Annotated in this window: 24 protein-coding genes; 8 read left to right on the top strand and 16 right to left on the bottom strand. The window is 60.6% G+C overall.

Annotated features, from left to right (window positions below; translation table 11 throughout):
- From tcyL to EI969_RS29340, 3 genes are all read right to left on the bottom strand, one after another.
- On the bottom strand, positions 1 to 666 hold the full coding sequence (gene tcyL / locus EI969_RS29350) for a cystine ABC transporter permease (protein WP_007983131.1): 666 nt from the start codon (positions 664 to 666) through the stop codon (positions 1 to 3).
- Positions 666 to 1,466, bottom strand: a complete 801-nt coding sequence (gene tcyJ, locus EI969_RS29345; RefSeq protein ID WP_160390765.1) for a cystine ABC transporter substrate-binding protein — start codon at positions 1,464 to 1,466, stop codon at positions 666 to 668. The genes tcyL and tcyJ overlap by 1 nt, the downstream gene beginning before the upstream one ends.
- A gap of 260 nt (positions 1,467 to 1,726) precedes the next feature.
- A complete protein-coding gene (locus EI969_RS29340) occupies positions 1,727 to 2,719 on the bottom strand; it encodes a D-cysteine desulfhydrase (RefSeq protein WP_160390764.1) in 993 nt (330 codons plus the stop codon).
- A 191-nt stretch (positions 2,720 to 2,910) separates the two neighbouring features.
- Here EI969_RS29340 and epsC point away from each other — a divergent pair, with 191 nt between their 5' ends.
- Both epsC and betT read left to right on the top strand, forming a co-directional pair.
- Complete coding sequence (gene epsC / locus EI969_RS29335; protein WP_150716138.1) at positions 2,911 to 3,837, top strand: serine O-acetyltransferase EpsC; 927 nt, start codon at positions 2,911 to 2,913, stop codon at positions 3,835 to 3,837.
- Between the two features lie 358 nt (positions 3,838 to 4,195).
- Positions 4,196 to 6,151 (top strand): choline transporter BetT, encoded by a 1,956-nt coding sequence (gene betT / locus EI969_RS29330; RefSeq protein WP_160390825.1) that lies wholly within the window; start codon positions 4,196 to 4,198, stop codon positions 6,149 to 6,151.
- A gap of 24 nt (positions 6,152 to 6,175) precedes the next feature.
- On the opposite strand, the gene EI969_RS29325 is transcribed toward betT, so the two are convergent.
- Complete coding sequence (locus EI969_RS29325; protein ID WP_160390763.1) at positions 6,176 to 6,436, bottom strand: hypothetical protein; 261 nt, start codon at positions 6,434 to 6,436, stop codon at positions 6,176 to 6,178.
- Positions 6,437 to 6,674: 238 nt separating this feature from the next.
- On the opposite strand from EI969_RS29325, the gene mgrA reads away from it, so the two are divergent.
- Entirely contained in the window at positions 6,675 to 7,712 is a 1,038-nt protein-coding gene (gene mgrA, locus EI969_RS29320; protein ID WP_160390762.1) for an L-glyceraldehyde 3-phosphate reductase, read from the top strand.
- 93 nt (positions 7,713 to 7,805) lie between these two features.
- On the opposite strand, the gene tauD is transcribed toward mgrA, so the two are convergent.
- From tauD to EI969_RS29285, 7 genes are all read right to left on the bottom strand, one after another.
- Positions 7,806 to 8,648, bottom strand: coding sequence for a taurine dioxygenase (gene tauD, locus EI969_RS29315; RefSeq protein WP_160390761.1), 843 nt, complete (start codon positions 8,646 to 8,648; stop codon positions 7,806 to 7,808).
- A 44-nt stretch (positions 8,649 to 8,692) separates the two neighbouring features.
- Entirely contained in the window at positions 8,693 to 9,526 is an 834-nt protein-coding gene (tauC, locus tag EI969_RS29310; RefSeq protein WP_160390760.1) for a taurine ABC transporter permease TauC, read from the bottom strand.
- Positions 9,523 to 10,317: a taurine ABC transporter ATP-binding subunit gene (gene tauB, locus EI969_RS29305; RefSeq protein ID WP_150716144.1), complete on the bottom strand. Its 795-nt coding sequence runs from the start codon at positions 10,315 to 10,317 to the stop codon at positions 9,523 to 9,525. The genes tauC and tauB overlap by 4 nt, the downstream gene beginning before the upstream one ends.
- A 15-nt stretch (positions 10,318 to 10,332) precedes the next feature.
- Positions 10,333 to 11,310 carry a taurine ABC transporter substrate-binding protein gene (gene tauA, locus EI969_RS29300; RefSeq protein WP_160390759.1) on the bottom strand — a complete coding sequence of 326 codons (978 nt, stop codon included), beginning with the start codon at positions 11,308 to 11,310 and terminating at the stop codon, positions 10,333 to 10,335.
- Between the two features lie 247 nt (positions 11,311 to 11,557).
- Positions 11,558 to 13,141, bottom strand: a complete 1,584-nt coding sequence (gshA, locus tag EI969_RS29295; RefSeq protein WP_160390758.1) for a glutamate--cysteine ligase — start codon at positions 13,139 to 13,141, stop codon at positions 11,558 to 11,560.
- A gap of 232 nt (positions 13,142 to 13,373) precedes the next feature.
- The gene (locus tag EI969_RS29290) at positions 13,374 to 13,757 is read right to left on the bottom strand and encodes a PaaI family thioesterase (protein WP_160390757.1); all 384 of its coding nucleotides are present in this window, start codon (positions 13,755 to 13,757) and stop codon (positions 13,374 to 13,376) included.
- Positions 13,757 to 16,081, bottom strand: a complete 2,325-nt coding sequence (locus EI969_RS29285) for a Tex family protein (RefSeq protein ID WP_160390756.1) — start codon at positions 16,079 to 16,081, stop codon at positions 13,757 to 13,759. Before EI969_RS29285 ends, EI969_RS29290 begins: the two co-directional genes overlap by 1 nt.
- A gap of 361 nt (positions 16,082 to 16,442) precedes the next feature.
- On the opposite strand from EI969_RS29285, the gene ompR reads away from it, so the two are divergent.
- Together ompR and EI969_RS29275 are read left to right on the top strand one after the other, a co-directional pair.
- Positions 16,443 to 17,183: a two-component system response regulator OmpR gene (gene ompR / locus EI969_RS29280; protein ID WP_047536233.1), complete on the top strand. Its 741-nt coding sequence runs from the start codon at positions 16,443 to 16,445 to the stop codon at positions 17,181 to 17,183.
- 113 nt (positions 17,184 to 17,296) lie between these two features.
- On the top strand, positions 17,297 to 18,610 hold the full coding sequence (locus EI969_RS29275) for an ATP-binding protein (RefSeq protein WP_160390755.1): 1,314 nt from the start codon (positions 17,297 to 17,299) through the stop codon (positions 18,608 to 18,610).
- Between the two features lie 154 nt (positions 18,611 to 18,764).
- Here EI969_RS29275 and rimK read toward each other — a convergent pair whose 3' ends face one another.
- Complete coding sequence (rimK, locus tag EI969_RS29270) at positions 18,765 to 19,670, bottom strand: 30S ribosomal protein S6--L-glutamate ligase (RefSeq protein WP_007972871.1); 906 nt, start codon at positions 19,668 to 19,670, stop codon at positions 18,765 to 18,767.
- The gene (locus EI969_RS29265) at positions 19,667 to 20,128 is read right to left on the bottom strand and encodes an ATP-dependent zinc protease (protein WP_174245532.1); all 462 of its coding nucleotides are present in this window, start codon (positions 20,126 to 20,128) and stop codon (positions 19,667 to 19,669) included. The genes rimK and EI969_RS29265 overlap by 4 nt, the downstream gene beginning before the upstream one ends.
- A gap of 234 nt (positions 20,129 to 20,362) precedes the next feature.
- On the opposite strand from EI969_RS29265, the gene EI969_RS29260 reads away from it, so the two are divergent.
- From EI969_RS29260 to EI969_RS29250, 3 genes are all read left to right on the top strand, one after another.
- Positions 20,363 to 20,770 (top strand): RNA-binding S4 domain-containing protein, encoded by a 408-nt coding sequence (locus EI969_RS29260; RefSeq protein WP_160390754.1) that lies wholly within the window; start codon positions 20,363 to 20,365, stop codon positions 20,768 to 20,770.
- Between the two features lie 320 nt (positions 20,771 to 21,090).
- Positions 21,091 to 21,993: an Hsp33 family molecular chaperone HslO gene (hslO, locus tag EI969_RS29255; RefSeq protein WP_160390753.1), complete on the top strand. Its 903-nt coding sequence runs from the start codon at positions 21,091 to 21,093 to the stop codon at positions 21,991 to 21,993.
- Between the two features lie 180 nt (positions 21,994 to 22,173).
- Positions 22,174 to 23,715 (top strand): phosphoenolpyruvate carboxykinase, encoded by a 1,542-nt coding sequence (locus tag EI969_RS29250; RefSeq protein WP_160390752.1) that lies wholly within the window; start codon positions 22,174 to 22,176, stop codon positions 23,713 to 23,715.
- An 88-nt stretch (positions 23,716 to 23,803) separates the two neighbouring features.
- On the opposite strand, the gene EI969_RS29245 is transcribed toward EI969_RS29250, so the two are convergent.
- The 3 genes from EI969_RS29245 to EI969_RS29235 are packed head-to-tail and all read right to left on the bottom strand — an operon-like array spanning position 23,804 to position 25,922.
- On the bottom strand, positions 23,804 to 24,157 hold the full coding sequence (locus EI969_RS29245; protein WP_160390751.1) for a DUF1493 family protein: 354 nt from the start codon (positions 24,155 to 24,157) through the stop codon (positions 23,804 to 23,806).
- Positions 24,154 to 25,431 carry a type II toxin-antitoxin system HipA family toxin gene (locus EI969_RS29240; RefSeq protein ID WP_160390750.1) on the bottom strand — a complete coding sequence of 426 codons (1,278 nt, stop codon included), beginning with the start codon at positions 25,429 to 25,431 and terminating at the stop codon, positions 24,154 to 24,156. Before EI969_RS29240 ends, EI969_RS29245 begins: the two co-directional genes overlap by 4 nt.
- Entirely contained in the window at positions 25,428 to 25,922 is a 495-nt protein-coding gene (locus EI969_RS29235) for a transcriptional regulator (protein ID WP_160390749.1), read from the bottom strand. The genes EI969_RS29240 and EI969_RS29235 overlap by 4 nt, the downstream gene beginning before the upstream one ends.
- Positions 25,923 to 26,164 lie beyond the last annotated feature (242 nt).

The raw sequence follows: 26,164 nt of genomic DNA, 5'->3' as shown, positions 1-26,164 counted from the left end.
TCAGGACTCCTGGTCGTGCCGATTGACCCGCGCTTCCAGCTGGTTCTGCAGGTGCGAAAGCACCGTGGCCAGGACCCAGTAGATCAGTGCGGCGGCAAGATACATGGTGAAGATTTCGAAGGTACGGGCGGTGATCAGCTGCGCCTGGCGGAACAGCTCCGGCACCTGGATGGTGGCGGCCAGCGCGGTGTCCTTGACCAGCGAAATGAAGCTGTTGCCCAGCGGCGGCAATGCGGTGCGCATCGCCTGCGGCAGGATGGCCCGGCGCAGGGTCTGCGCACGGGTCATGCCGATACTGGCAGCGGCTTCCCACTGGCCGCGCTCGATGGAGCTGATCGCGGCACGCAGGATTTCGCAGGCATAGGCGGCCATGTTCAGCGAGAAGCCGATCAGGGCCGCCGGTAGCGGATCAAGTTCCAGACCCAGTTGCGGCAAGCCGTAATAGATCACGAACAGCTGTACCAGCAAGGGCGTGCCGCGAAAGAACGACACGTAGATGCGGGCGATCCAGCTCACCAGTTTGAAGCGCGACAGGCGCATCAACGCCAGGCCGAACCCCATCACCAGGCCGAAGAACATCCCGCCCAGACTGAGGATGACCGTGTAGTACGCGCCCTTGAGCAGAAAGGGCGCGGAGTCCAGCGCGAGTTGAAAAGCTTCTTCCATTATTGAGTGACGTCAGCGTTGAAGTATTTTTCCGAAAGCTTTTTCAGGGTGCCATCGGCGCGCAGCTTGTCGATTGCCTTGTTCACTGCGGCCAGCAGTTCAGGCTCGCCTTTGCGCAGGGCAATACCGGCTTCCTGACGGGAGAACGCGTCACCGGCAGCGGTGGTGTCCTTGGCTTTCTTGGCATATTCCAGTGCGGCCAGACGGTCGATCAGGATGGCATCGATACGGCCGACACGCAGGTCCTGGAACTTGGTCGGATCATCTTCGTAGGTGCGGATGTCTGCGGTCGGCACATTCTCTTTCACCCACTGTTCGTAGTTGGTGCCCAGGCCCACGCCGACTTTCTTGCCGCCCAGATCGGCAGCGGACTTGATGTTCAGCTCGGCGGCTTTCTTGGTCAGCACCAGCGCCTGAATCCCGGAAACGGTGTAGGGCTCGGAGAAGTCATACTTCTTCTTGCGCTCTTCGGAGATGGTCACCTGGTTGATCACTGCGTCCAGACGCTTGGATTCCAGGGCAGCCAGGATGCCGTCCCACTTGGTGGGTTGCAGCTTGACCTTCACGCCCAGCTCTTTGGCCAGGGCTTCGGAGAACTCGACTTCGAAGCCACTCAGCTTGCCGTCGGCATCGACGAAGCTGAACGGTGGATAGGTGCCTTCCAGGCCGACGTTGATTACGCCTTTGTCCTTGATTTGTTGCAGCTGCTCACCGGCAACCGCCTGGCCGATCAGGCCGGCGCTCAATGCCAGGCCCAGAGAACCCACCAGCAGATTGCGACGTAGTGCGGAAAAATTCATGACAAGCCCCTGTGTTTTCTTATGGAAGACGCTTTAGGAAAGTTGGCAAATTCGGGATTTGGACGACTGCGATATCCTGCCCTAATGCAGCTTATGCGTCTCGCTGCAAATTCGCCTGCGGCGTGACTATAAGATGGAGCCGTTAGATAGGAAAATAATAAATATTCTTTTTGTTATATCTTAAAGGTATATATAGCCAGGTCGATTGCTTTCGCTGGCAAGCCGGCTCCTACATTGTTCGCGTTGTACCCGTACGAGCGTTACAGAAATTCCTTATAGGCAAACAACGCCGGTGCCCCGCCGGTGTGCAGGAAGATAATCGGGCCCTCATCGAAACGCTGACGCCCGATCCCGTCCAGCAACCCCGCCATGGCCTTGCCAGTGTAGACCGGGTCCAGCAGCAAGCCTTCCTGCCCCGCCAGCAGCTTCACCGCCGCCAGTGTGCCGGCATTCGGTTCGCCATAACGCGGGCCGAAATACTCATCCCACAACTCGACCTTGAAAGCCTCCGGCAGATTCACGCCCAGCAGTTCGGCGGTGCGCTCGGCCAGGCCTTGAACCTTTGGCCGCTGATCTTCATCGCTGCGCGAGACCGTCACGCCGATCACTGGCAGATCCGGCAGTGCTTCGCTCAAGGCCAGGGCCAGACCGCTGTGGGTACCGGCGCTGCCCGAGGCCAAAACCACGGCGGCGAAGGCCAGGCCGGTGTCCTTGATCTGCTCGGCCAGTTCCAGTCCGGCGCGCACATAGCCCAAGGCGCCCAGCGCATTGGAGCCACCGATCGGCACCAGGTACGGCTTCTTGCCGTTGCTGCGCAGTCGGTTGGCCAGGGCTTGCAGTTGCTCGTCGGCGTTGTCGAGGTTTTCCACCAGTTCGACCTTGCAATCGAACAGGTCGAGCAGCAGCCGGTTGCCGTTGCCGGTGTAATTGCTGTCATCGGTGCCGAGGGGGTTTTCCAGAAGGGCTACGCAGCCCAGCCCCAGTTTGGCGGCAATGGCGGCGGTCTGGCGCACGTGGTTCGATTGCAGCGCGCCGGCGGTGATCAAGGTGTCGGCACCCTGGGCCAGCGCATCGGCGGCCAGGTATTCGAGTTTGCGCAGCTTGTTGCCGCCCATCGCCAGCGGCGTCAGGTCATCGCGCTTGACGTAAACATCGCGTCCAAGCCAGGTCGACAGGCGTTCGAGTTTTTCCAGGGCGGTGGGCTGACCGAGCAGGTCGAGGCGGTTAAAGCGGGCAAGCTGTTGTTTGATCATGGGTCCGTACTGGCCGTGGAAGATCTCAGGACTATAGGCACGCCCCAAAGCCTGGGCAACCGCCAATCGCTTATAGCCATTTGTACTGAGTACAGCACTATTGGTTCTTAATTTGCCTCGCAACCCTTGCCGTAAAGTAATCGCCGTCAGTGCGGCCAGACAGTCCGGTCGCCCGTGAGGAGTTTTTTACCGTGAGTGAGCGTTCCAGCCATTGGCAATTGCAGACCATCGTCAGCCAGCTGCGCACCGCGCGTGAGCAGTGGCGAGCGCAAAATGGCCGGGCCAGTACCGAACAGGGCGGTCGCGAGCTGCCCTCCCGGGCGGCCATGGCAGAGATTCTCGAAGCCTTGTGCGGTGCGCTGTTCCCGATGCGACTGGGGCCGGTTGACCTGCGCGAGGAGAGCGAAGACTTCTACGTCGGCCATACCCTGGATGTGGCGCTGAACGCGCTGTTGGCCCAGGCGCGGCTCGAACTGCGCTACGCCGCGCGCCACAGTGCTCAGGCCGATACCGAAATCGAAGCCAGGACCATCCAGATCATTCAGGACTTCGCCCTTGCTCTGCCGGGGCTGCGCAGCCTGTTGGACACCGACGTGCTGGCGGCCTATCACGGTGACCCGGCGGCGCGCAGTGTCGATGAAGTGCTGTTGTGCTATCCGGGGATTCTGGCGGTCATTCACCACCGTCTTGCCCACCATTTGTACCGCGCCGGGCTGCCGTTGCTGGCGCGGATCAGTGCGGAAATCGCCCACTCGGCTACTGGCATCGACATCCACCCCGGTGCGCAGATCGGCCGCAGTTTCTTCATCGACCACGGCACAGGCGTGGTGATTGGCGAGACGGCGATCATTGGCGAGCGCGTGCGGATTTATCAGGCCGTTACCCTGGGCGCCAAGCGCTTCCCGGCGGACGAAGACGGTCAGTTGCAGAAAGGCCAGCCGCGGCACCCGATTGTCGAGGATGACGTGGTGATCTATGCCGGGGCGACGATTCTCGGGCGGATCACCATCGGCCAGGGTTCGACCATAGGCGGCAATGTCTGGCTGACCCGTAGCGTGCCGGCGGGCAGCAACCTGACCCAGGCGAACCTGCAGCATGATGATGGGGCGCAGAAGTAAGCTCCTGAATCTTCATTGACTGTCCCGACCTCTTCGTCGGAACGCCGCCCGGAGCAGGCTCGCTCCCACATTGGAATGCGTTCCTCTGTGGGAGCGAGCCTGCTCGCGAAGCTTTTAAATCCTGCTTATTTCCTCCCTTGAGCTAGCGTAAGAACACCACCGCCGAGCCCTGCGATTAGTCCTTAGCCCCCTATCCATGTTTAACTTGAACGTTCATTCAAGTTAAACCGGTGGTTCGCTGCCCGCTCACAACAGGAGGCTTGCCTTTGCTGAGTCCGATTTCTACAGCCACGATTTTCCCCTTCGAGGTGCACCGTACATGAGTGCATCGTCCATTCCTCCAAGCGGTCTGATCCGCATGAATCCGCCGGTGTTCTGGTTCTCGGCGAGTTTCATTCTGTTGTTTGGCATCGTTGTCATCGCCATGCCCGAGCAGGCCGGTGCCTGGTTGCTGGCGGCGCAAAACTGGGCGGCCAACACGGTCGGCTGGTATTACCTGCTGGCGATGACCCTGTATCTGGTCTTCGTGGTGGTCACCGCGTTATCGGGCTACGGCAAGATCAAACTCGGTGCCGACCACGACGAGCCCGAATTCAGTTACCTGTCCTGGGCCGGCATGTTGTTCGCCGCCGGGATCAGCATCACCCTGTTTTTCTTCTGCGTGTCCGAGCCGCTGACCCACATGCTGCAACCGCCCCAGGGCGAGGCCGGTACGGCGGATGCGGCGCGCCAGGCGATGCAGATTCTGTTTCTGCACTGGGGCCTGCATGGCTGGGGTGTATTCGCCTTTGTCGGCATGGCGCTGGCCTACTTTGCCTACCGGCATAACCTGCCGCTGGCCCTGCGCTCGGCGCTGTACCCGCTGATTGGCAAGCGCATCAACGGCCCCATCGGCTACGCGGTGGATGGCTTCGGCATCATCGCCACGGTGTTCGGCCTCGGTGCCGACATGGGCTTTGGCGTGTTGCACCTCAACTCGGGCCTGGACTACCTGTTCGGCATCGCCCACACCCAATGGATTCAGGTCGGCCTGATCACGCTGATGATGGGTGCGGCGATCATCGTTGCCGTATCCGGCGTCGACAAGGGCGTGCGGGTGATGTCCGACATCAACATGCTGCTGGCCTGTGCGCTGCTGCTGTTCGTGTTGTTCGCCGGCCCCACGCAGCATTTGCTCAATACCCTGATCCAGAACGTCGGCGATTATCTCGGCGCCTTGCCGATGAAGAGTTTCGACCTTTACGCCTACGACAAACCCAGCGACTGGCTGGGCGGCTGGACGGTGTTCTATTGGGCCTGGTGGATTGCCTGGTCGCCGTTCGTGGGCCTGTTCATCGCGCGGATTTCCCGTGGCCGGACCATCCGCGAATTCGTCTTCGGCGTGCTGCTGATTCCGCTCGGCTTCACCCTGGCGTGGATGTCGATCTTCGGCAACAGCGCCATCGACCAGGTGCTCAACCACGGCATGAGCGCGCTGGGCATGTCGGCCATCGACAACCCGTCGATGACTCTTTATCTGCTGCTGGAAACCTACCCGTGGAGCAAAACCGTCATCGCGGTCACGGTGTTCATTAGCTTCGTGTTCTTCGTCACCTCGGCCGACTCCGGCACCGTGGTGCTCTCGACGCTGTCCGCCAAGGGCGGCAATCCCGATGAAGACGGGCCGAAATGGCTGCGGGTGTTCTGGGGCGCAATGACTGCGCTGGTGACCAGTGCCTTGCTGTTCTCGGGCAGCATCGATGCACTGAAGTCGGCGGTGGTCCTGACGTCGTTGCCGTTCTCGTTGATCCTGCTGTTGATGATGTGGGGGCTGCACAAGGCGTTTTATCTGGAGTCGCAGAAGCAGATCGCGCAGATGCATTCCCTGGCGCCGGTGTCCGGTTCCCGGCGCGGCGGCTGGCGGCAACGCTTGAGCCAGGCGGTGCATTTTCCGTCGCGCGATGAGGTCTATCGCTTCCTCGACACGACGGTGCGCCCGGCGATTGAAGAAGTCTCTGCCGTGTTCATCGAAAAGGGTTTGCACGTAGCGACACACCCGGACCCGGCCAATGACAGCGTCAGCCTGGAAATCGGCCATGGCGATCAGCATCCGTTCGTTTATCAGGTGCAGATGCGCGGTTACTTCACGCCGTCCTTTGCTCGTGGCGGCATGGGTTCCAAGCAACTCAACAATCGCCGTTATTACCGGGCCGAAGTGCATTTGAGCGAGGGCAGTCAGGACTACGATCTGATGGGCTACACCAAGGAGCAGATCATCAACGACATCCTCGACCAGTACGAACGGCACATGCAGTTCCTGCATCTGGTGCGTTGATCGCGGGGCAGGGCGCCGGGGCTTTCAGCTCTCGGCGCTGAGCACCATGAACAACACCAGCGCCGCCACCGGAATGCTGAACACCATCGTGCCGATCCCCAGTTCCGTACTCAGCGACTGACCGGCGGACACTATGCCGATGGCGCCGTTGATCACCGTCAGCGCCAGCCACAGGATCACAAAACTGAAGGTGAGCGTCTGGCGGCTGAAGCCGAGTTTCTCGCCGATGAACAGCATCATCGCGAGCAGGACCAGGCCGAAAGTGATGATGATCGTGGTGTGCATGGTTTGCTCCATCCTTGCGACAGGTATCGCCTGTTCGTTGCTTTGGCGACTGTGTTCCTGTCGACCCTGATCGCGCAAGCCTGTCGCTGCCTTGTTCAATGCTGCGGGCAGATCGGGTTTTTTGTGAAACGTTTCAGCTATTAGTCGAATCCCGGCTTTTCTGGTGTCCGCGCGGGCGTATGCTGGGCGACTGGCAAAGCAGTCGATACCAGATTCAAGACCGACAAGAGAGGATTCGATGACTTATACCGCTGCCGAAAACCGCTACGACTCCATCCCTTACCGCCGCGTGGGCCGCAGCGGTCTGGTGCTGCCCGCGCTGTCGTTGGGCCTGTGGCACAACTTTGGCGACAGCACGCCGATCGATACCCAGCGCGCGTTGTTGCGTACAGCGTTCGACCTGGGCATCAACCATTTCGACCTGGCCAACAACTACGGCCCGCCGTATGGCAGCGCCGAGATCAACTTCGGCCGTCTGCTGCGCGAAGACTTCAAGCAGTACCGCGACGAACTGATCATTTCCAGCAAGGCCGGTTGGGACATGTGGCCTGGCCCTTACGGTCAGGGCGGCGGTTCGCGCAAGTACGTGCTGGCCAGTCTCGACCAGAGCCTGCAACGCCTGGGCGTGGATTACGTCGACATCTTCTATTCCCACCGTTTTGATCCGGACACGCCTCTGGAAGAAACCGCCAGCGCACTGGCCACAGCGGTGCAACAGGGCAAGGCGTTGTACATCGGCATCTCGTCCTATTCCGGGGTGAAAACCCGGGAAATGGCGGCGTTGCTCAAGGAGTGGAAGGTGCCGTTGCTGATCCACCAACCGGCGTACAACCTGCTCAACCGCTGGGTGGAAAAAGACCTGCTGGACACCACGGATGAACTCGGCACGGGCGTGATCGCCTTCACGCCGCTGGCGCAGGGATTGCTGACTGACAAGTACCTCAACGGCGTACCGGCGGATGCGCGGGTCAATCGTCCGGGCGGTGGTTCGTTGCAGGCAGCGCATTTGTCCGACGCCAACATCGCGCAGGTTCGTGCGCTCAACGAAATCGCCAAACGTCGTGGCCAGAGCCTGGCGCAACTGGCGCTGGCCTGGACGCTGCGCGATCCTCGGGTCACTTCGGCATTGATCGGCGCGAGCCGGCCCGAGCAGATCATCGAGAACGTCGGGGCGTTGAAGAACCTGAGCTTCAGTGCGGATGAGCTGGCGGAGATTGACCGGTTTGCCCAAGAGGGCGGGATCAATCTTTGGGAGAAGCCTTCGACGGCTGAGTAACCTGCAGATCGCATCGCCGGCAAGCCGGCTCCTACAGAATGTATGGGTCTTTGTAGGAGCTGGCTTGCCAGCGATTGACTGCGCAGCAGTCATCTATCTGAAAAACGGCACATCCCCCAACACCGTCGCCCGCTGCATCACCCGCCGCGCCGGCCGGTAATCATCCACCGCGTAATGCTGGGTCACGCGGTTGTCCCAGAACGCGATGTCGTCCTGCTGCCAGCGCCAGCGAATGGTGAATTCCGGCCGCGTGGAGTGGGCGAACAAAAACTTCAGAATCGCCTCGCTTTCGGTTTCCGACAGTTCGTTGATCTTCGAGGTGAAACCTTCGTTGACGAACAACGAGCGCCGTCCGCTTACCGGGTGCGTGCGGATCACCGGGTGAGACAGCGGCGGATTCTTGCGTCGTGCTTCTTCCCATTGGGTCAGCGCCTCGGGCGTGTTGCCATAGCGCTCCAGCGGGAACGAACGGGTGAACTCGTGGGTGGCGGTCAGGCCTTCGAGCAAGGTTTTCATCGGCGCCGACAGGGCTTCATACGCCGCAATCCCGCTGGCCCACAACGTATCGCCGCCAAACTCCGGCAGCAGCTTGGCGCTGAGCACTGCGCCCATGGCCGGGGTCGGCAGGAAGGTCACGTCGGTGTGCCAGATCGCGTTATCGCGCACGTCGGTGACGGCGGTGTCGAGGATCAGCACTTGCGGTTGCTCCGGCACATTCGGGTAGATCGGGTGAATGTGCAGGTCGCCGAAATTCGCCGCGAAGCGTGCCTGTTGCTGCGGCGTGATCGGTTGGTTGCGGAAGAACAGGACCTGATGCTTGAGCAGGGCCTGCTCGATGGCATCGCGCTGCTCCGGGTTCAGCGGTTGGCTGATATCGATGCCGCTGATTTGCGCGCCGAGGGCAGAGCTTAGGGGGACGATGGTCAGTTGGCTCATGGTGGTTCTCTTGAATCCGGGTGCCGTGTTTTTTGTGGGAGTCATCAGTGGGCCTGGCCATGCCACGGCACCAGTTTGCGTTGCAGGGCACGCAGGCCCAACTCCATCGCGAAGGCGATCAGCGCGATCACCAGAATCCCCAGCACCACCACATCGGTGACCAGGAACTGCGCGGCCGACTGCACCATGAAACCCAGGCCGCTGGTGGCGGCGATCAATTCAGCGGCGACCAACGTCGACCAACCGACACCGAGGCCAATGCGCACACCGGTCAGGATGTCCGGCAAGGCACTCGGCAAAATCACGTGGCGGATCAACTGCACACGCGTTGCGCCCAGCGACTGTGCGGCACGCAATTTGGCCGGGTCGACCGTGCGCACACCGGTGGCGGTGGCGATGGCAATCGGGGCGAAGATCGCCAGGTAGATCAGCAGCACTTTCGACAATTCACCGATGCCGCACCAGATCACGATCAGCGGCAGGTAGGCCAGCGGTGGAATCGGCCGGTAAAACTCGATCAGCGGATCGAGCACGCCACGGGCGATACGGTTGGCGCCGATGGCGATGCCCACCGGCACGGCGGTGAGAATCGCAAAACCGAGGCCCAGGCCGATGCGGCTCAGACTCGCGCCGAGGTGCTGCCACAAGGTTGAGTCCATATAACCCGAGGTCGCCAGCAGCCAGCCTTTTTGCAGCACGGCCGAAGGTGGTGGCAGGAACAGCGGCTCGATCAAACCGGTCGCCGTCACGGCCCACCAAATGGCAACGAGAGCGACCAACGTCAGCACACTGATCCAGCGCGTGCTCAAGCTGCGTCGTGGCGCAGTCACGGGGGTGCCTGGCTTTATCGCCGCGACGGGAATTTCATAACTGCTCATGCGCGCTCCTGCCGCTGGGCGGCGCTGCGTTGGGAGAACACTTTGGCGAGTACGTGTTCGCGGGTTTCGATGAAGCGCGGGTCGGATTTGATCGAGCGGGCCGACTCACCGGCGGCATAACGCTGACCGAAATCGAGGCTCAGGCGCTCGACGATTTGCCCCGGGTTGGGCGCCAACAGAATCAGGTCGGTGGCGAGGAACACGGCTTCTTCGATGTCGTGGGTAATCAGGAACACCGGTTTGGCGGTGCGTTGCCAGACTTGCAGCAACAGCTCCTGCATCTGCTCGCGGGTGAAGGCGTCGAGGGCGCCGAAAGGTTCGTCCATCAGCAACACGCGCGGGTCGGCGGCGAGGGCGCGGGCCAGGCCGACTCGCTGCTTCTGGCCGCCGGAAAGCTGCCAGATGCGGCGCTGTTCAAAACCGGAAAGATCGACCAGGGCGAGCATTTCCCGGGCGCGGGCCTCGCGTTTGTTCCGGGCGATGCCGGCCAGCTCCAGGCCGAAGCCGACGTTGGCCAGCACGTCTTGCCACGGCAACAGCGCGTCGTCCTGGAACACCACGCCGCGCTCGGCACTCGGGCCTTTGACGGGCACGCCGTCGAGGGTGATGCGCCCGGCGCTGGGTTCGACGAAACCGGCAATCAGGTTCAACAGCGAAGTCTTGCCACTGCCGGACGGGCCGAGGGCAACCAGCAATTGCCGGGGCCCAAGGCTTAGGGAGATATCCGCCAACACCGGTTCCGGGTTGCCGGGGTACTGTGCGCTGATGCGCTCCAGCTGTAGCAAAGCCATCGCGTTGACTCCCGATCAGTTGGTGATGAATTTGGCGCTGACGTACGGCGCGTAGTCCGGCAGCACGGCCTCGACCTTGCCTTGTTCCTTGAGGAACGCCGCTGTGTCGGTGATGGCCTTGGTGGTCGGCGCGCCGAGGGTGATGACCTGATCAGCCGCCAACGGGTAGACGTTGCCTTGCAGCAGCAGCGGAATGTCGCTGGCCTTGGCGCCGGACAGTTTTACCAGCTTGTCGACGTTGCCTTGATTGGCGAGCCAGGCTTGCGGGTCTTTGCGGTAGTCGGCGTAGGCATCCAGGGTCACTTTGGCGAACGCGGTGACGATCTCCGGGTGCTTCTCGGCGAAATCCTTGCGCACGATCCAGGCGTCGAAGGTCGGGGCACCGAACTTGGCCAGTTCGCCGGAGGTGATCAGTACCTTGCCGTTTTCCTTGGCCACACCAAGAGCCGGGTCCCAGACGTAGGTGGCGTCGATGTCACCGCGTTTCCAGGCGGCGATGATCGCTGGCGGTGCCAGGTTGAGGACGGTGACTTTCGATGGGTCGATGTTCCAGTGCTTCAGCGCGGCGAGCAGGCTGTAGTGGCCGGTGGAAACGAACGGCACGGCGATCTTCTTGCCGATCAGGTCTTGCGGGGTCTTGATCCCGGAACCGTCACGGGCGACCAGGGCTTCGGCGGCGCCGATCTGGGTGGCGATGAGGAAGGTTTCCACCGGGACTTTGCGAGTGATTGCAGCGGTCAGTGGGCTGGAACCGAGGTAGCCGATCTGCACGTCGCCGGAGGCGATGGCAGCGATGATGTCGGCACCGTTGTCGAATTTGCGCCAGCTGATATCGGCCTTGGTGGCTTTTTCGTAAGCGCCGTCGGCCTGGGCGACTTTCGCCGGGTCAACGGTGGTCTGGTAGGCGACGGTGACGTCGGCCGCCTGGGCGAGCAAACTGGCTGCTGCCAAAGTAGCGGCCGCCAGCAAGCGTAGAGGGAAAGTCAGTTTCATCAGAAAGCTCCTTGTCAGGCGACCGAGTGTCGGCGTGATAAGGAGACTAAATGATCTAAGAAGTCGAAAATAAATAACTTTTTAGAATTAGCTTATGAGAGGAAAATTGAGGTGCGACCGCTTCGCGGTCAATCGCTAGCAGGCTAGCTCCCACAGGGTTCAGCGGTGTTCACACAATTGTGCGAATACTGAAAATCCACTGTGGGAGCGAGCTTGCTCGCGATAAGGTCCGCAGGACCTTCGACGGTTAATTGCTGATCGCCAGAATGCTCGCCTGGTACGCCCCGACAAACACATCGAAATCACCGACTTCGTTCTGTTCCAGCTCAGTCTGCTGAGCCAGCGATGAACGCGCCCGCTCTTCAAACTTCGCCTGTTCCTCAGCCGCCAACGGCTCGCTGCGGAAGAACTCGGCGTGGGCCTGGCTCTGGCGCAGGGAGAACTGGGCGAAGCTTTCCTTGTGCTCGGCCATCGCTGCCAGCACCTGGGCCGAGGGCGTCAGGGAAGGATCCCGAACCTTGGCCATCTGGGCGTCCAGCGCTTTGCTGTGGGCGTCGCCGCCATGGCTCTGGTCGAGCATCGCGGCCAGAGGGGCAATCTTTTCCAGCAGCTCAGCGGCCCATTCCTTCAGGTCAACCGGCTGGCCATCGCGTTGCAGTTGCAGACCAGGACGACGACCTTCCTTGACCACGCTGAGGAAGTTCGAGGTTGCGTTGTTGCAGCTGGTGTTGGTCAGCAGCGGGCTGTCGTTGAGCGCGCAGTACAACAGGAACGTGTCGAGGAAGCGCGACTCGGTGAGGTCGATGCCCATCGGCAGGAACGGGTTGATGTCCAGGCAGCGCACTTCAACGTACTGGATGCCCCGGGCCACCAGCGCCTGGATAGGACGCTCGCCAGTGTAGGTCACGCGTTTCGGGCGGATGTTGGAGTAGTACTCGTTTTCGATCTGCAGGATGTTGGTGTTGAGCTGTACCCACTCACCATCCTGGTGGGTGCCGACTTCGACGTATGGTGCGTACGGCGTGGCTACCGCTTTGCGCAGGCTGTCGGTGTAGCTGGCCAGGTCGTTGTAGCACGGCGTCAGGCCGGCCTGGGCGTTGCTCTGGTAACCCAGGTCGCTCATGCGCAGGCTGGTCGCGTACGGCAAGTACAGGGTGTGCGGATCCAGTTGCTCCAACTGATGCGAACGACCGCGCAGGAAGCCGGCGTCCAGTGCCGGCGAGGCACCGAACAGGTACATCAGCAGCCAGCTGTAGCGGCGGAAGTTACGGATCAGCGCGATGTAGGCCGACGACTGGTAATCGCGGTCGGTGCCGACAAAGCCTTCGGCCTGCCTGAGCAACGGCCAGAGTTTTTCCGGCAGCGAAAAGTTGTAGTGGATACCGGCAATGCATTGCATGGTCTTGCCGTAACGCAGGGCCAGGCCTTTGCGGTAGACGTACTTGAGCTGCCCGATATTGGACGTGCCGTAATAGGCGATCGGGATGTCTTCCTCGGCCGGCAACGGGCACGGCATCGATGGGCTCCACAGGTACTCGTTGCCGAGCTTGCTGTAGGCAAAACGGTGAATGCTGTCCAGGCTCGCCAGCGTGTCCGCCGGGTCGGGCAGGGCCGGAGTGATGAACTCCAGCAGCGACTCGGAGTAGTCGGTGGTGATTTGTTCATTGGTCAGCGCGGAACCCAATTCTTCCGGGTGCGGCGTTTGCGCCAGGCGACCTTCGCCGGTCACGCGCAGGCATTCACGTTCGATGCCGTGAAGGCACTGTTCGAGCAGAGAGAGGTTAGCGCGCTCGCCGAGCAGGGCCAGGCGGCGGTTGAGAAGTTCGCTCAAGTTGGATTCCTTCACGCGTCAGTCGCCCCAATATGGGGGTGGGCAAGACGGTCTACAAGGGTGAAGTTAAAACTGGCGTTTTCGCCTGGTTTTGTAGGAGCGAGCTTGCTCGCGATGGAGGTTAACGATAACGCGGGGTGCCTGAATGAAAACGGCGCCCTGACGTTCATCGCGAGCAAGCTCGCTCCTACAGGTCTTAGCGCCGAAATTAACTCAAATCGATGACATCTAGCTACAGGACAGCGAACGTGCCTTGTGCTTTTGCGACGAGTTTGTCGCCCTGCATCACATCGGCCTCGACCACCAGTGTGCGCCGGCCCGGGTGGATCACCCGCGCCGTGCACATCACCTCGCCGTCAGAAACGGCGCGGATGTAGTTGATCTTGCACTCGATGGTCGCGCTCTGCTGGTCAAAGCCGTGGGAGCTGGAGCAGGCCAGCCCCATGGCAATGTCCACCAGGCTGAACAAAGCCCCGCCGTGCAGTTTACCGGCGCGATTGCGCAGCTCCGGTTCCAGCCCCAGGGCGACTTGCGCCACCCCGGTTTCCAGGCTGTGCAAGCGACAGCCCAGCAGCTTGAAAAAGGCGCTTTCGGTGTACCCGGCAGGGGTGTCCATCAACGTTTCTTCAGCTGCTTGGCGTTGGCGAACAGCGAAGCCATGGCGTTGTTGGCCGGAGCCGCCGGCGTGGTTTCCTTGCGCGGTGCGGTGTTCTGGGACTGGCGTGGCGCCGACCCCGGACGCGCGCCACGAGCACCGTCGATCTTCTCGCCCGGCGTGTCGCTCATACGCATCGACAGGCCCACGCGTTTGCGCGGGATGTCGACTTCCATGACCTTCACTTTCACCACGTCGCCGGCTTTCACCGCTTCGCGTGGATCCTTGATGAACTTCTCCGAAAGCGCGGAGATGTGCACCAAACCGTCCTGATGCACGCCGATATCGACGAAGGCACCGAAGTTGGTCACGTTGGTCACCACACCTTCGAGGATCATGCCCAGCTCGAGGTCCTTGAGGTCTTCGACGCCTTCCTGGAACTCGGCGGTCTTGAACTCGGGACGCGGGTCGCGGCCTGGCTTGTCCAGTTCCTGAAGGATGTCGGTGACGGTTGGCAGGCCGAAGGTTTCGTCGGTGAATTTTTTCGGGTCCAGGCGCTTGAGGAAGCCACTGTCGCCAATCAGCGAACGAATATCGCGATCAGTCTCGGCGGCGATACGCTGCACCAGTGGATAGGCTTCCGGGTGCACCGCGGAGGCGTCCAGGGGATTGTCGCCGTTCATCACGCGCAGGAAACCGGCGGCTTGTTCGAAGGTTTTTTCACCCAGTCGCGCGACTTTCTTCAACGCGGCGCGGGTCTTGAACGCGCCGTTCTCGTCGCGGTGGCTGACGATGTTCTGCGCCAGGGTCGCGTTGAGGCCGGAGATCCGTGCCAGCAGCGCCACGGAAGCGGTGTTCACGTCGACGCCGACGGCGTTCACGCAGTCTTCGACTACCGCATCCAGGCCTCGGGCCAGTTTCAGTTGCGATACGTCGTGCTGGTACTGGCCGACACCGATGGATTTCGGATCGATCTTCACAAGCTCAGCCAGCGGGTCTTGCAGGCGACGGGCAATCGACACGGCGCCACGGATCGACACGTCGAGGTCCGGGAATTCCTTGGAAGCCAGCTCCGACGCCGAGTAAACCGATGCACCGGCCTCGGAAACCATGACCTTGGTCATCTTCATGGCCGGGTACTTCTTGATCAGTTCAGCGGCCAGCTTGTCGGTCTCGCGGCTGGCGGTACCGTTGCCGATGGCGATCAGGTCCACCGAGTGCTTGGCGCACAGGGCGGCGAGCACGGCGAGGGTCTGGTCCCACTTGTTGTGCGGCACGTGCGGGTAAACCGTGGCGTGATCCAGCAGTTTGCCCGTGGAGTCGACCACGGCGACCTTGCAACCGGTACGCAGGCCCGGGTCGAGGCCCAGGGTGGCGCGCGGGCCGGCCGGGGCCGACAGCAGCAGGTCGTGCAGGTTGTGGGCGAATACGTTGATCGCTTCGGTTTCCGCGCCATCGCGCAGCTCGCCCAGCAGGTCGGTCTCCAGATGGGTGTAGAGCTTGACCTTCCAGGTCCAGCGCACCACTTCGCCTAGCCATTTGTCGGCGGCGCGGTTCTGGTTCTGGATGCCGAATTGCTGGCCGATCATGCCTTCGCACGGGTGCATGGTGCCTGGCAGCTCATCGCCGACTTTCAGCGCGGAGCTGAGGATGCCTTCGTTGCGGCCACGGAAAATTGCCAGCGCGCGGTGCGACGGCATGCTTTTGAGTGGTTCGTCGTGTTCGAAGTAGTCGCGGAACTTGGCGCCTTCCTCCTCCTTGCCGGCGATCACGCGGGCACTGAGGGTGGCTTCCTGCTTCAGATAGTTGCGCAGCTTGTCCAACAGGCCGGCGTCTTCGGCGAAGCGTTCCATCAGGATGTACTTGGCGCCTTCGAGGGCAGCCTTTACATCGGCCACGCCTTTTTCCGCGTCGATGAAGCGTGCGGCTTCGTTTTCCGGGCTCAGGGACGGGTCGTTGAACAGGCCGTCGGCCAGTTCGCCGAGGCCGGCTTCCAGGGCGATCTGGCCCTTGGTGCGGCGCTTCTGCTTGTACGGCAGGTACAAGTCTTCGAGGCGGGTCTTGGTGTCGGCGAGCTTGATGTCGCGTTCCAGTTGCGGGGTCAGCTTGCCCTGCTCCTGGATGCTGGCAAGGATGCTGATGCGCCGTTCGTCGAGTTCTCGCAGGTAGCGCAGGCGCTCTTCCAGATGACGCAATTGCGTATCGTCGAGGCTGCCGGTCACTTCTTTCCGGTAACGGGCGATGAAGGGAACGGTTGAGCCTTCATCGAGTAGCGCGACGGCCGCTTCGACCTGTTGTGGGCGTACACCGAGTTCCTCGGCGATGCGGCTGTTGATGCTGTCCATAAAACCACCTGACAAATTGTGAAAGCAGGCTCGCAGGCGCAGAGATAGGGCCTCGGCGAGTCTGGTTGAGCGGCCTGGGCTGCGCCGCTACCTGGATCAAAAGGTATCCCGTTGACCCGTGAAATCGAACAATTACTGCCGGCGCCATGAAAAAAAATGGCGCCCGTCTGTAGTACCTGTCTGATGTTGCCTGACACAAAAGGCCGCGCATTATAACCAGCGTTCCGGCATTCGGGGGTATCGCGGGATGCGGCTTGAGTGGCCGGTTTTCTGGCGGTAAAGGAAAAATCTGCTAACAATGCACACGGTGCGTATAACGGCAGCTACGCCATAATGCGCGCCGAGATCAAAGGAGCATCTAATGAGCAGCACTGCAAACATTGCTGAAGGCGAAAAAATTCTTATCGTTGACGACGATCCCGGGCTGAGCAGCCTGCTGGAGCGTTTTTTCGTCAGCAAGGGCTACCGCGCCCGCGCCGTACCGAACACCGAGCAAATGGATCGCCTGCTGGCGCGCGAAGTGTTCAACCTGGTCGTCCTCGACCTGATGCTGCCCGGTGAAGACGGCTTGACCGCCTGCCGCCGTCTGCGCGGTGCGAACAACCAGATTCCGATCATCATGCTGACCGCCAAGGGCGACGAGCTGAGCCGCATCAAGGGCCTGGAACTGGGCGCCGACGATTACCTGGCCAAGCCGTTCAACCCCGATGAGCTGATGGCCCGCGTCAAGGCGGTATTACGTCGCCAGTCGGCTCCGGTGCCTGGCGCCCCGGGCAGCGAAGACGAAAGCGTGACCTTCGGTGACTACGAACTGTCCCTGGCCACCCGCGAGCTCAAGCGCGGCGAAGAAGTGCACATGCTCACCACCGGTGAATTCGCTGTACTCAAGGCCCTGGTGATGAACGCGCGTCAGCCGCTGACCCGCGACAAGTTGATGAACCTGGCCCGAGGCCGCGAGTGGGATGCCCTGGAGCGTTCCATCGATGTGCAGATCTCCCGTCTGCGCCGGATGATCGAACCCGATCCGTCCAAACCGCGCTACATCCAGACTGTCTGGGGCGTGGGCTACGTGTTTGTGCCGGATGGTACCGCCACCAAGTGATTGGCGATTTGTAGGAGCGGGTCATGCGGACTGGATCAATTGATCCAGTCCGCAGACTCGCGATCCGCAATATGCGAGCATCGCTCGCTCCTGCAAGTGTTTAACGGTTACCCATGAAAACCCCCGTTTGGTTCCCCCAGAGCTTTTTCTCTCGCACCCTTTGGCTGGTGCTTATCGTTGTTCTCTTCTCCAAGGCGCTGACCCTGGTTTATCTGCTGATGAACGAAGACGTGCTGGTGGACCGCCAATACAGCCACGGTGTCGCCCTGACGCTGCGTGCCTATTGGGCTGCCGATGAAGAAAACCGTGAAAAGATCGCAGGTTCCGTGCCCCTGATACGAGTGGTCGGGGCCGGGGTGCCGGAAGGCGAGCAACACTGGCCCTACAGTGAGATCTATCAGCGGCAGATGCAGGCTGAGCTGGGGGCTGACACCGAAGTGCGATTGCGCATGCATGCACCGCCGGCGTTATGGGTTCGAGCGCCAAGCCTGGGTGAGGGCTGGCTCAAGGTTCCGCTGTATCCGCACCCACTGCGCGGTCAGAAAATCTGGAACGTGCTGGGCTGGTTCCTCGCTATCGGGTTGTTGTCCACGGCGGCGGCATGGATCTTCGTCAGCCAGCTGAACCAGCCTTTGAAACGCTTGGTGTACGCGGCGCGGCAACTGGGGCAGGGTCGCAGTGTGCGCCTGCCGATCAGCGACACACCGAGTGAAATGACAGAGGTTTATCGCGCTTTCAACCAGATGGCCGAAGACGTCGAGCAGGCCGGTCGCGAGCGCGAGCTGATGCTGGCCGGGGTGTCCCACGACTTGCGCACACCGTTGACCCGCTTGCGCCTGTCCCTGGAATTGATGGGCGATCGCACCGATCTGACCGACGACATGGTGCGTGACATCGAAGACATGGATGCGATTCTCGACCAGTTCCTGGCGTTCATTCGTGACGGGCGTGACGAGTCCGTGGAGGAGGTTGACCTGAGCGACCTGGTCCGCGAAGTCGCTGCACCCTACAACCAGAATGAAGAGAAAGTGCGGCTGCGCCTGGAGCCGATCCAGCCGTTTCCATTGCGTCGCGTGTCGATGAAACGACTGCTGAACAACCTGATCGGCAATGCGTTGCATCATGCCGGCAGCGGTGTGGAAGTGGCGGCGTACGTCTCCGGGGACACGGCCGCACCGTACGTGGTCCTGAGCGTCATGGACCGTGGCGCCGGGATCGATCCGTCGGAGCTGGAGGCCATCTTCAACCCGTTCACCCGTGGTGATCGTGCCCGCGGCGGGAAGGGTACCGGTCTGGGCCTGGCGATCGTGAAACGGATTGCTTCGATGCACGGCGGAAATGTTGAACTGCGCAACCGTTCGGGCGGTGGCCTGGAAGCTCGAGTGCGGTTGCCGCTGGGGTTGATGTTGCCGAGGGATGCCGTTTAAGCCTGATTTTTTTCAGTGAGGCTGATGGCCCCATCGCGGGCAAGCCCGCTCCCACAGTGATTGTGGCTAGCCGAAATATCGCTACCAACCCAAAGTCCTGTGGGAGCGGGCTTGCCCGCGAAGGCGGCATCCCTGCCGCCACAAGGCTTGAGGTTTAACCCTTGCCTTTGGTCCGAGTCATATTCGGCCCACCATTCTTCTCCAGATGCTCAATGATGATCCCCGCCACATTCTTCCCGGTGGTGGTCTCAATCCCCTCAAGCCCCGGCGACGAGTTCACTTCCATCACCAGAGGCCCATGATTGGATCGCAGGATGTCGACACCAGCGACCGCCAACCCCATGACCTTCGCCGCTCGCAATGCGGTCATGCGCTCCTCGGGTGTGATCTTGATCAGGCTCGCGCTGCCACCGCGATGCAGGTTGGAGCGAAATTCGCCGGGTTTGGCCTGGCGCTTCATCGCTGCAATCACCTTGTCACCGACGACGAAGCAGCGAATGTCCGCACCACCGGCTTCCTTGATGTACTCCTGCACCATGATGTTCTGCTTGAGGCCCATGAACGCCTCGATCACCGATTCCGCGGCCGTGGCGGTTTCGCACAGCACCACGCCGATGCCCTGGGTGCCTTCCAGCACCTTGATCACCAGCGGTGCGCCGTTGACCATTTCGATCAGGTCGGGAATGTCGTCGGGGGAGTGGGCGAAACCGGTAACCGGCAAACCGATCCCGCGCCGCGAGAGCAATTGCAGCGAGCGCAGCTTGTCCCGCGAGCGGGCAATGGCCACCGATTCGTTGAGCGGGAACACCCCCATCATTTCGAACTGGCGCAGCACTGCACAGCCATAAAAGGTCACGGACGCACCGATCCGTGGAATCACCGCATCGAAACCCTCCAGCGGTTTGCCGCGGTAATGGATCTGCGGTTTGTGGCTGGCAATGTTCATGTAGGCGCGCAGGGTATCGACCACCACCATTTCATGGCCGCGTTCGGTACCGGCTTCAACCAGGCGGCGGGTGGAATACAGACGCGGGTTCCGCGACAGCACAGCGATCTTCATGCAACACCTGTGGAGGAGGTAGATACCGGGAACACCGGCTTGTCTTGTACATACTTGATGCCCGGATTGACCACCAACTGGCCGTGGATCAGGGCTTTGGAGCCGAGCAGCAGGCGATAACGCATGGACTTGCGGCAGGCGAGCGTGAACTCGACCCGCCAGACCCGATCACCAAGGGCCAGGGTGGTGCTGATCACGTATCGCACCTGCGCGTGACCGTTTGAGCTTTTAATGGTTTTCATCGTCACCAACGGTGCTTCGCAGCGCCGGTGGCGTAGTTGGACGACGGAACCCAGGTGGGCGGTAAAGCGCACCCACTGCTCACCATCGCGCTCGAACAGCTCGATTTCGGTGGCGTGGAGGCTTGAGGTGCTGGCACCGGTGTCGATTTTTGCCCGAAGGCCCGCGACTCCCAAATCCGGGAGCGCCACCCACTCGCGCAGACCGACAACGGTCAAATGGTCAAATGTCTTCAAAAGTGCTCAACCGGTAGAAACCGCTCGGGCCGCACGCGGCCGGATTCGCGGTATTCACGCAGAATAATGATTAAAAGGCGACAGATATCTACGGCCCGGATTTCCAGTCCCTCGGTGAGGTTCTGGAATAGGTGCATTGTAATCCGCTCCGGTGAAATTCTTGGTACGAGAGAAACGGTAGTACAGTTCACCAATATTTCAGAATGAGGAAATTCCATGGCACAAAAAAACGAAGAGGACGACAAAGTCCGCCTCGATAAATGGTTGTGGGCTGCACGATTCTACAAAACCCGCGCCCTGGCCAAGGCGGCCATTGAAAGCGGCAAGGTGCATTGCCGGGGCGAACGCTGCAAGCCGGGTAAAGAGCCTCGGGTCGGCGATGAGTTTGTGATACGCGCCGGTTTCGATGAGCGCACAGTGGTGGTCCAGGCGTTGTCGATCGTTCGCCGTGGCGCCCCGGAGGCGCAGACCTTGTATGCCGAGACACAAGCCAGCATCGCCAAGCGCGAAGAGGCGGCGGCGCAAAGAAAGGCGGGCGCCCTGGGCGTGAGCACCGACGGCAAGCCGAGCAAGAAGCAGCGGCGGGATCTGTTCAAGTTTCGTGGTGACAGCCACGGCGATTGAAGGGATCGAGGGTCTGCGCACTTGCAATTGGCGGCCTGCGCATCCATATCGGGTGAATCGCCAGCGTCGCTTTGAGTTGAACAAACCGCCGCTCGTCGAAAATCGCACACAGTCTCTGACCTGTAGGCCATAACCAGATTGCCAGCAGTGCAGAGCGGGAAACGACCCGGAATCCGTCGGCGCTTGTCCACCTTGCTTGGATCAGGCCCGGATTGTTCATAAAATGCCTTTCATGGCCGAACATTGCGCCCCCGAGGGCTGGCGCAAGGAAAATTTCCTGTTTCCTGTCACCTTTTTCACCACTTCAGATACCCAGACCTATGACCGATCAAGCGGATAACGACTTCACCCAACGCTTCATCTTCGATGACAGCGACACCCGTGGCGAGCTGGTCTCGTTGGAGCTCAGCTACGCCGAAGTCCTGGCCAAGCACGCCTACCCGCAGCCGGTCGCGCAACTGCTCGGCGAGCTGATGGCGGCCGCATCGTTGCTGGTCGGCACGATGAAGTTCGATGGCTTGCTGATTCTGCAGGCCCGTTCCGAAGGCCCGATCCCGCTGCTGATGATCGAGTGCTCCAGCGAGCGCGACATCCGTGGTCTGGCCCGTTACGACGCGGACCGCATCGCTGCCGATGCAACCCTGGCCGACCTGATGCCGGACGGCGTGCTGGCATTGACCATCGACCCGAAACAGGGCCAGCGCTACCAGGGCATCGTCGACCTCGACGGCGCCACCCTGTCCGAGTGCTTCACCAACTACTTCGTCATGTCCCAGCAAGTCGGCACACGCTTCTGGCTGTACGCCGATGGCCGTCGCGCCCGTGGCCTGCTGCTGCAACAACTGCCTGCCGACCGTTTGAAAGACGAAGACGAGCGCGCCGCCAGCTGGCAGCACATCACCACGCTGGGCGGTACGCTGACCGCCGATGAGCTGTTGGGCCTGGACAACGAAACCGTGCTGCATCGCCTGTACCACGACGAGCAGGTGCGGTTGTTCGATGTGCAGAAGTTGCGCTTCCGCTGCAGTTGCTCGCGCGAACGTTCGGCCAATGCGCTGGTCAGTCTGGGTGTGGAGGACGCGCAACAATTGGTGGTAGAACACGGTGGCAACATCGAGATCGATTGCCAGTTCTGCAACCAGCGCTATCTGTTCGACGCGGCCGATGTCACTCAATTGTTCGCGGGTGCGGGCATCGAGACGCCGTCAGATACCCGTCACTAAAACGGTTCAGCGCAGGTAAATTCACTGCCTTGCGCCGGATTAACGCCGTTACGACAGGAGGGGCCTACTCTTTTTGGGCTTTTCTGGCATAATCCGGCCCACTTTTTTCGCGGTAGTAGTGCACGACTTTCTACTACAAAAACGTTTGGAGCACTCGGCCACTGGCCGACGGGGAACCTCATGACGCAAGCCAATAACGCCGTGTACACCGATCTGAGTGTTGATGATCTGGTTAAAGAAGCCCTCAACCGCGGTGAAGGCGAGCTTGCCGATACCGGCGCACTGGTTGTTCGTACCGGTCACCGTACCGGCCGTTCGCCAGTCGATCGTTTCATCGTTGATGAGCCGAGCACCACGGGCGCCATCGCCTGGGGCCCGATCAACCGCAAGTTCCCGGCCGACAAGTTCGACGCCCTGTGGGACCGTGTTGAAGCTTTCAACAACGCGCAAGAGCATTTCGTTTCCCACGTGCATGTAGGTGCGGCTTCCGAGCACTACCTGGCCGTGAAGATGACCACCCAGACCGCCTGGCAGAACCTGTTCGGCCGTTGCCTGTTCATCAACCCGGCCCAGTACAACCCGGCGGGTCGTGACGAGTGGCAGGTCCTCAACGTGGCCAACTTCGAGTGCGTGCCAGAGCGTGACGGCACCAACTCCGACGGCTGCGTGATCATCAACTTCGCACAGAAGAAAGTGCTGATCGCCGGCATGCGTTACGCCGGTGAAATGAAGAAAGCCATGTTCTCCGTGCAGAACTTCCTGCTGCCGGCTGCCGACGTATTGCCAATGCACTGCGCCGCCAACATCGGCGAAGAGGGCGACGTGACCCTGTTCTTCGGTCTGTCCGGTACCGGCAAGACCACTCTGTCGGCCGACGAAAGCCGTTACCTGATCGGTGACGACGAGCACGGCTGGGGCGAAGGCGTTGTCTTCAACATCGAAGGCGGCTGCTACGCCAAGTGCATCGACCTGTCCGAGAAGAACGAGCCGGTAATCTGGAAAGCCATCAAGCATGGCGCGGTCCTGGAAAACGTCGTCATCGATGACGCCAAGCACGCCGACTACACCGATGTCAGCCTGACCCAGAACAGCCGTGCCGCCTACCCGCTGGAGCACGTTGCCAAGCGTTCCGAGAAGAACCTCGGTGGCGAGCCGAACGCTGTGATCTTCCTGACCTGCGACCTGACTGGCGTGCTGCCGCCAGTGTCGATCCTCAACGAAGAGCAAGCGGCCTACCACTTCCTGTCCGGCTACACCGCTCTGGTTGGCTCGACTGAAATGGGTTCGGGCAGCGGCATCAAGTCGACCTTCTCCACCTGCTTCGGCGCACCGTTCTTCCCGCGTCCGGCCGGCGAATACGCTGAACTGCTGATCAAGCGCATCCGCGGCTTCGGCTCCAAGGTCTACCTGGTCAACACCGGCTGGACCGGCGGTGGCTACGGCGTCGGCAAGCGCTTCAACATCCCGACCACCCGTGCGGTGATCGCAGCGATCCAGAGCGGCGCGCTGATCGGTACCGAAACCGAGCACCTGGACACCATCAACCTCGACGTGCCATTGGCCGTACCGGGCGTTGAGACTGGCCTGCTGAACCCACGCAACACCTGGGCCGACGTAGCCGCCTACGACGAAGCCGCCAAAGCACTGGCCGGCCTGTTCGTCGAGAACTTCAAGAAGTTCGAAGTGAGCGACGCGATCAAGGCTGCGGGTCCAAAGCTGTAAGTGTTGGATTGAGCTAACGAAGAAGCCGCCCCTCGGGGCGGCTTTTTTGTGCGCGAGATTCAGTTTTTCGCGGGCATGCGTCGGGCCGTTACAGGCCTTCTAGCTCATCCGTGTCCCAGCGTTGGGTCTTGATAGCCCGATAGAGCATGCCGATGGTCAATGGCACCTTCTCGCCGCGACCCTTGGCCTTTCGCTTTAGATTCACGTCAAAGCCGTCGGGCTGGAAATAGCGATAGCTGTCGAAATCCACGAAGTCGATGGCGAAGTGGTCTTCCAGGGTTTCGATCAAATGCCGGGCGTCTGCACCGTTGCAGCCCAAGTCGAAGTTGATCGAGGTGGTCAGGCTTATGGTTTTGCGTTCGGGGAAGCCGAGTTCTTCATGCAGCAGTTGCATGAGTTGCTGCATCAAGTGGTCGTCGGGGAGGTTGGGGGCGAGGTTCATTGCTTAGGTTCCGCCAATCGAAATGCAGGCGCCATATTATCCTGTTCACGTTTCGATAGGCCCAGAGCCCCTGCTAGCGTTGACCATTGGCTGACGACTTCTTTGAAGCTCTCGATGATGTTTTCTGCATCCATACGACTGACCCGAAAATACTCCGCCACTTCCCGGGCCAGTTCCAGATCCAGGGCGTTGTCGGTATCTGTGATGTTTAGTTTCAAGCCGTCGGCGTGGGCCACCGGGTTCATGTCATAGGCGGCAGACAATCGCCATCCCCGACCCGGATCAAGGATAAAACCATGGTTACGCAGGTGATCGTCGCTGTTGGAGACCAGGATGTTGAACACAATTCGTGACCACAACTCCCGTAGGTCTGCGTTGGTTTGCGAACCGTGTTCCATGAGCACTTCGGCCAGCTCAAGGTAGCTTGCGCCGACTGAGGCATCGTCACCGTCAACTCGATCAGTCATGGTCATGGCCGAGGCAAAGTGCAGGCGACCACCCCGATCTGTGCGGTCGAAGCGCTTGACCATGAAGCAGTGATGATCACTGGCGTAGCGTCGGGCGATGCCGGTCGCGACTCGAAGGCCACAATGATTGGCCAGGGCATTCACCACCAGCTCCCAAGCGCCAATGTCATAGTCGTCGCGGGTGCTGGGGAACTTGGCAATCCACAAGTGCCCCTGCTCGTCTGCAACGCTGGCCTTGGGGCGTGCGCCACCCAGTGAGCCTCCAGGTGCGATCAGCATTCTCAGCCACTCGCGGCCATCGAGTGAGGTGTTGTCCGGATCGTTTTCCAGCGCTCGGCTCGCTTGCTCCAAAGCCCGCAGCTCAATGAACGGGGGGGCGGCCACGCCATCACGATCATCGAGAAAATTGCCTTGGTCATTGAGCTTGTAGCGGATCGCACCGACCCGATAGAGGTCATGTACGCCTAACAGGAAGTCCGACTCGTGAAGCTTGCTGCCTTTGGCAGCCAGGCCGTCGCGGATATCGCGTTCCAGTCGTCGCTTCATCAGTAATTGGCCCCACCGATCCGGGCTTGAATCAGCGAACACGCCAAACCGGCTTTGATGCTGCCCCGGGAACTGACGACCTTCATAGAGCCCGATTCGAGGGTCTAGGGGTGTGAAGTTCAACTCGGGATCCGCCAGCGCAGCAGTGTCGTACTCAAACTCGAAGACTTCTGTGGAGCGGGCCTTTCGGGCATGCAGAAAACCGAGACGTCTGGGCCCATTCAAGGACTCCCAATCGGCATACACCGCAATGTGCGTCATTTTTCACCTGTCGCGGGCTTGGTTTTTTTCTTGCTCAACAGATTGGAAAGTGACTGGGTGTTGAAGGGGAAGTCAGCGGATAGATCTTCTGTCTGGGTGGCACTTTCAATCACTCCGGCGTCTTTTTCAGGTGTCGGAGGGGCTTTTTTTACTGTGCTTATTCTGCGTACTCGTCGGTTTGAGTCTTGAGCGGAGGTTGCCTTGGATTTGAGTTGTGCGTCTTGCAGTTGACGGCCCACCTCATCGGTTGCCGCGAGTTTGTTCAAGTCTTTTTCCAGCCCCAGAACCTGCATGACAGACAGGTAGGCGCCGATGGTCACCCCTGAGCCACCTGATTCCAGGGAACGCAAGGTTGTCAGGGACATGCCCGACCTCTCGGCAACTTGTTTGGCAGTGAGTTTGCGGCGTAGGCGAGCGAGTTTCAGTCGCTCGCCGAACTCGGAAAGTAGTCTGGAAGCGGCGGGCAAGAGTGGAGCTGTCTTCTTGGCCATGTGCCAATATTCCTTCATTAGGGCGCTATAACTGCCAGAATAATAGCACTTAAAGGAAAGGGTGAGCTGCGATTGGGGCATTGAAAAAGACACCATTCTCGTGACGCTGATTTTCTTAAGGAATGCCTTCTAACTACCATTATTCCATCTGTTTTATATTGAAACAGCCAGAATAATTCCACTTTAGCGCTCTGATGAATGGCGTTAAGCGGGACTTTCAGCATGCGTTGTGCTGGGCAACC

Source organism: Pseudomonas sp. PB101 (assembly GCF_009764265.1).
Classification (GTDB): Bacteria; Pseudomonadota; Gammaproteobacteria; order Pseudomonadales; family Pseudomonadaceae; genus Aquipseudomonas.
Note: the sequence above shows the minus strand (reverse complement) of the source record. Positions and strands in the feature narration are given on the sequence as shown.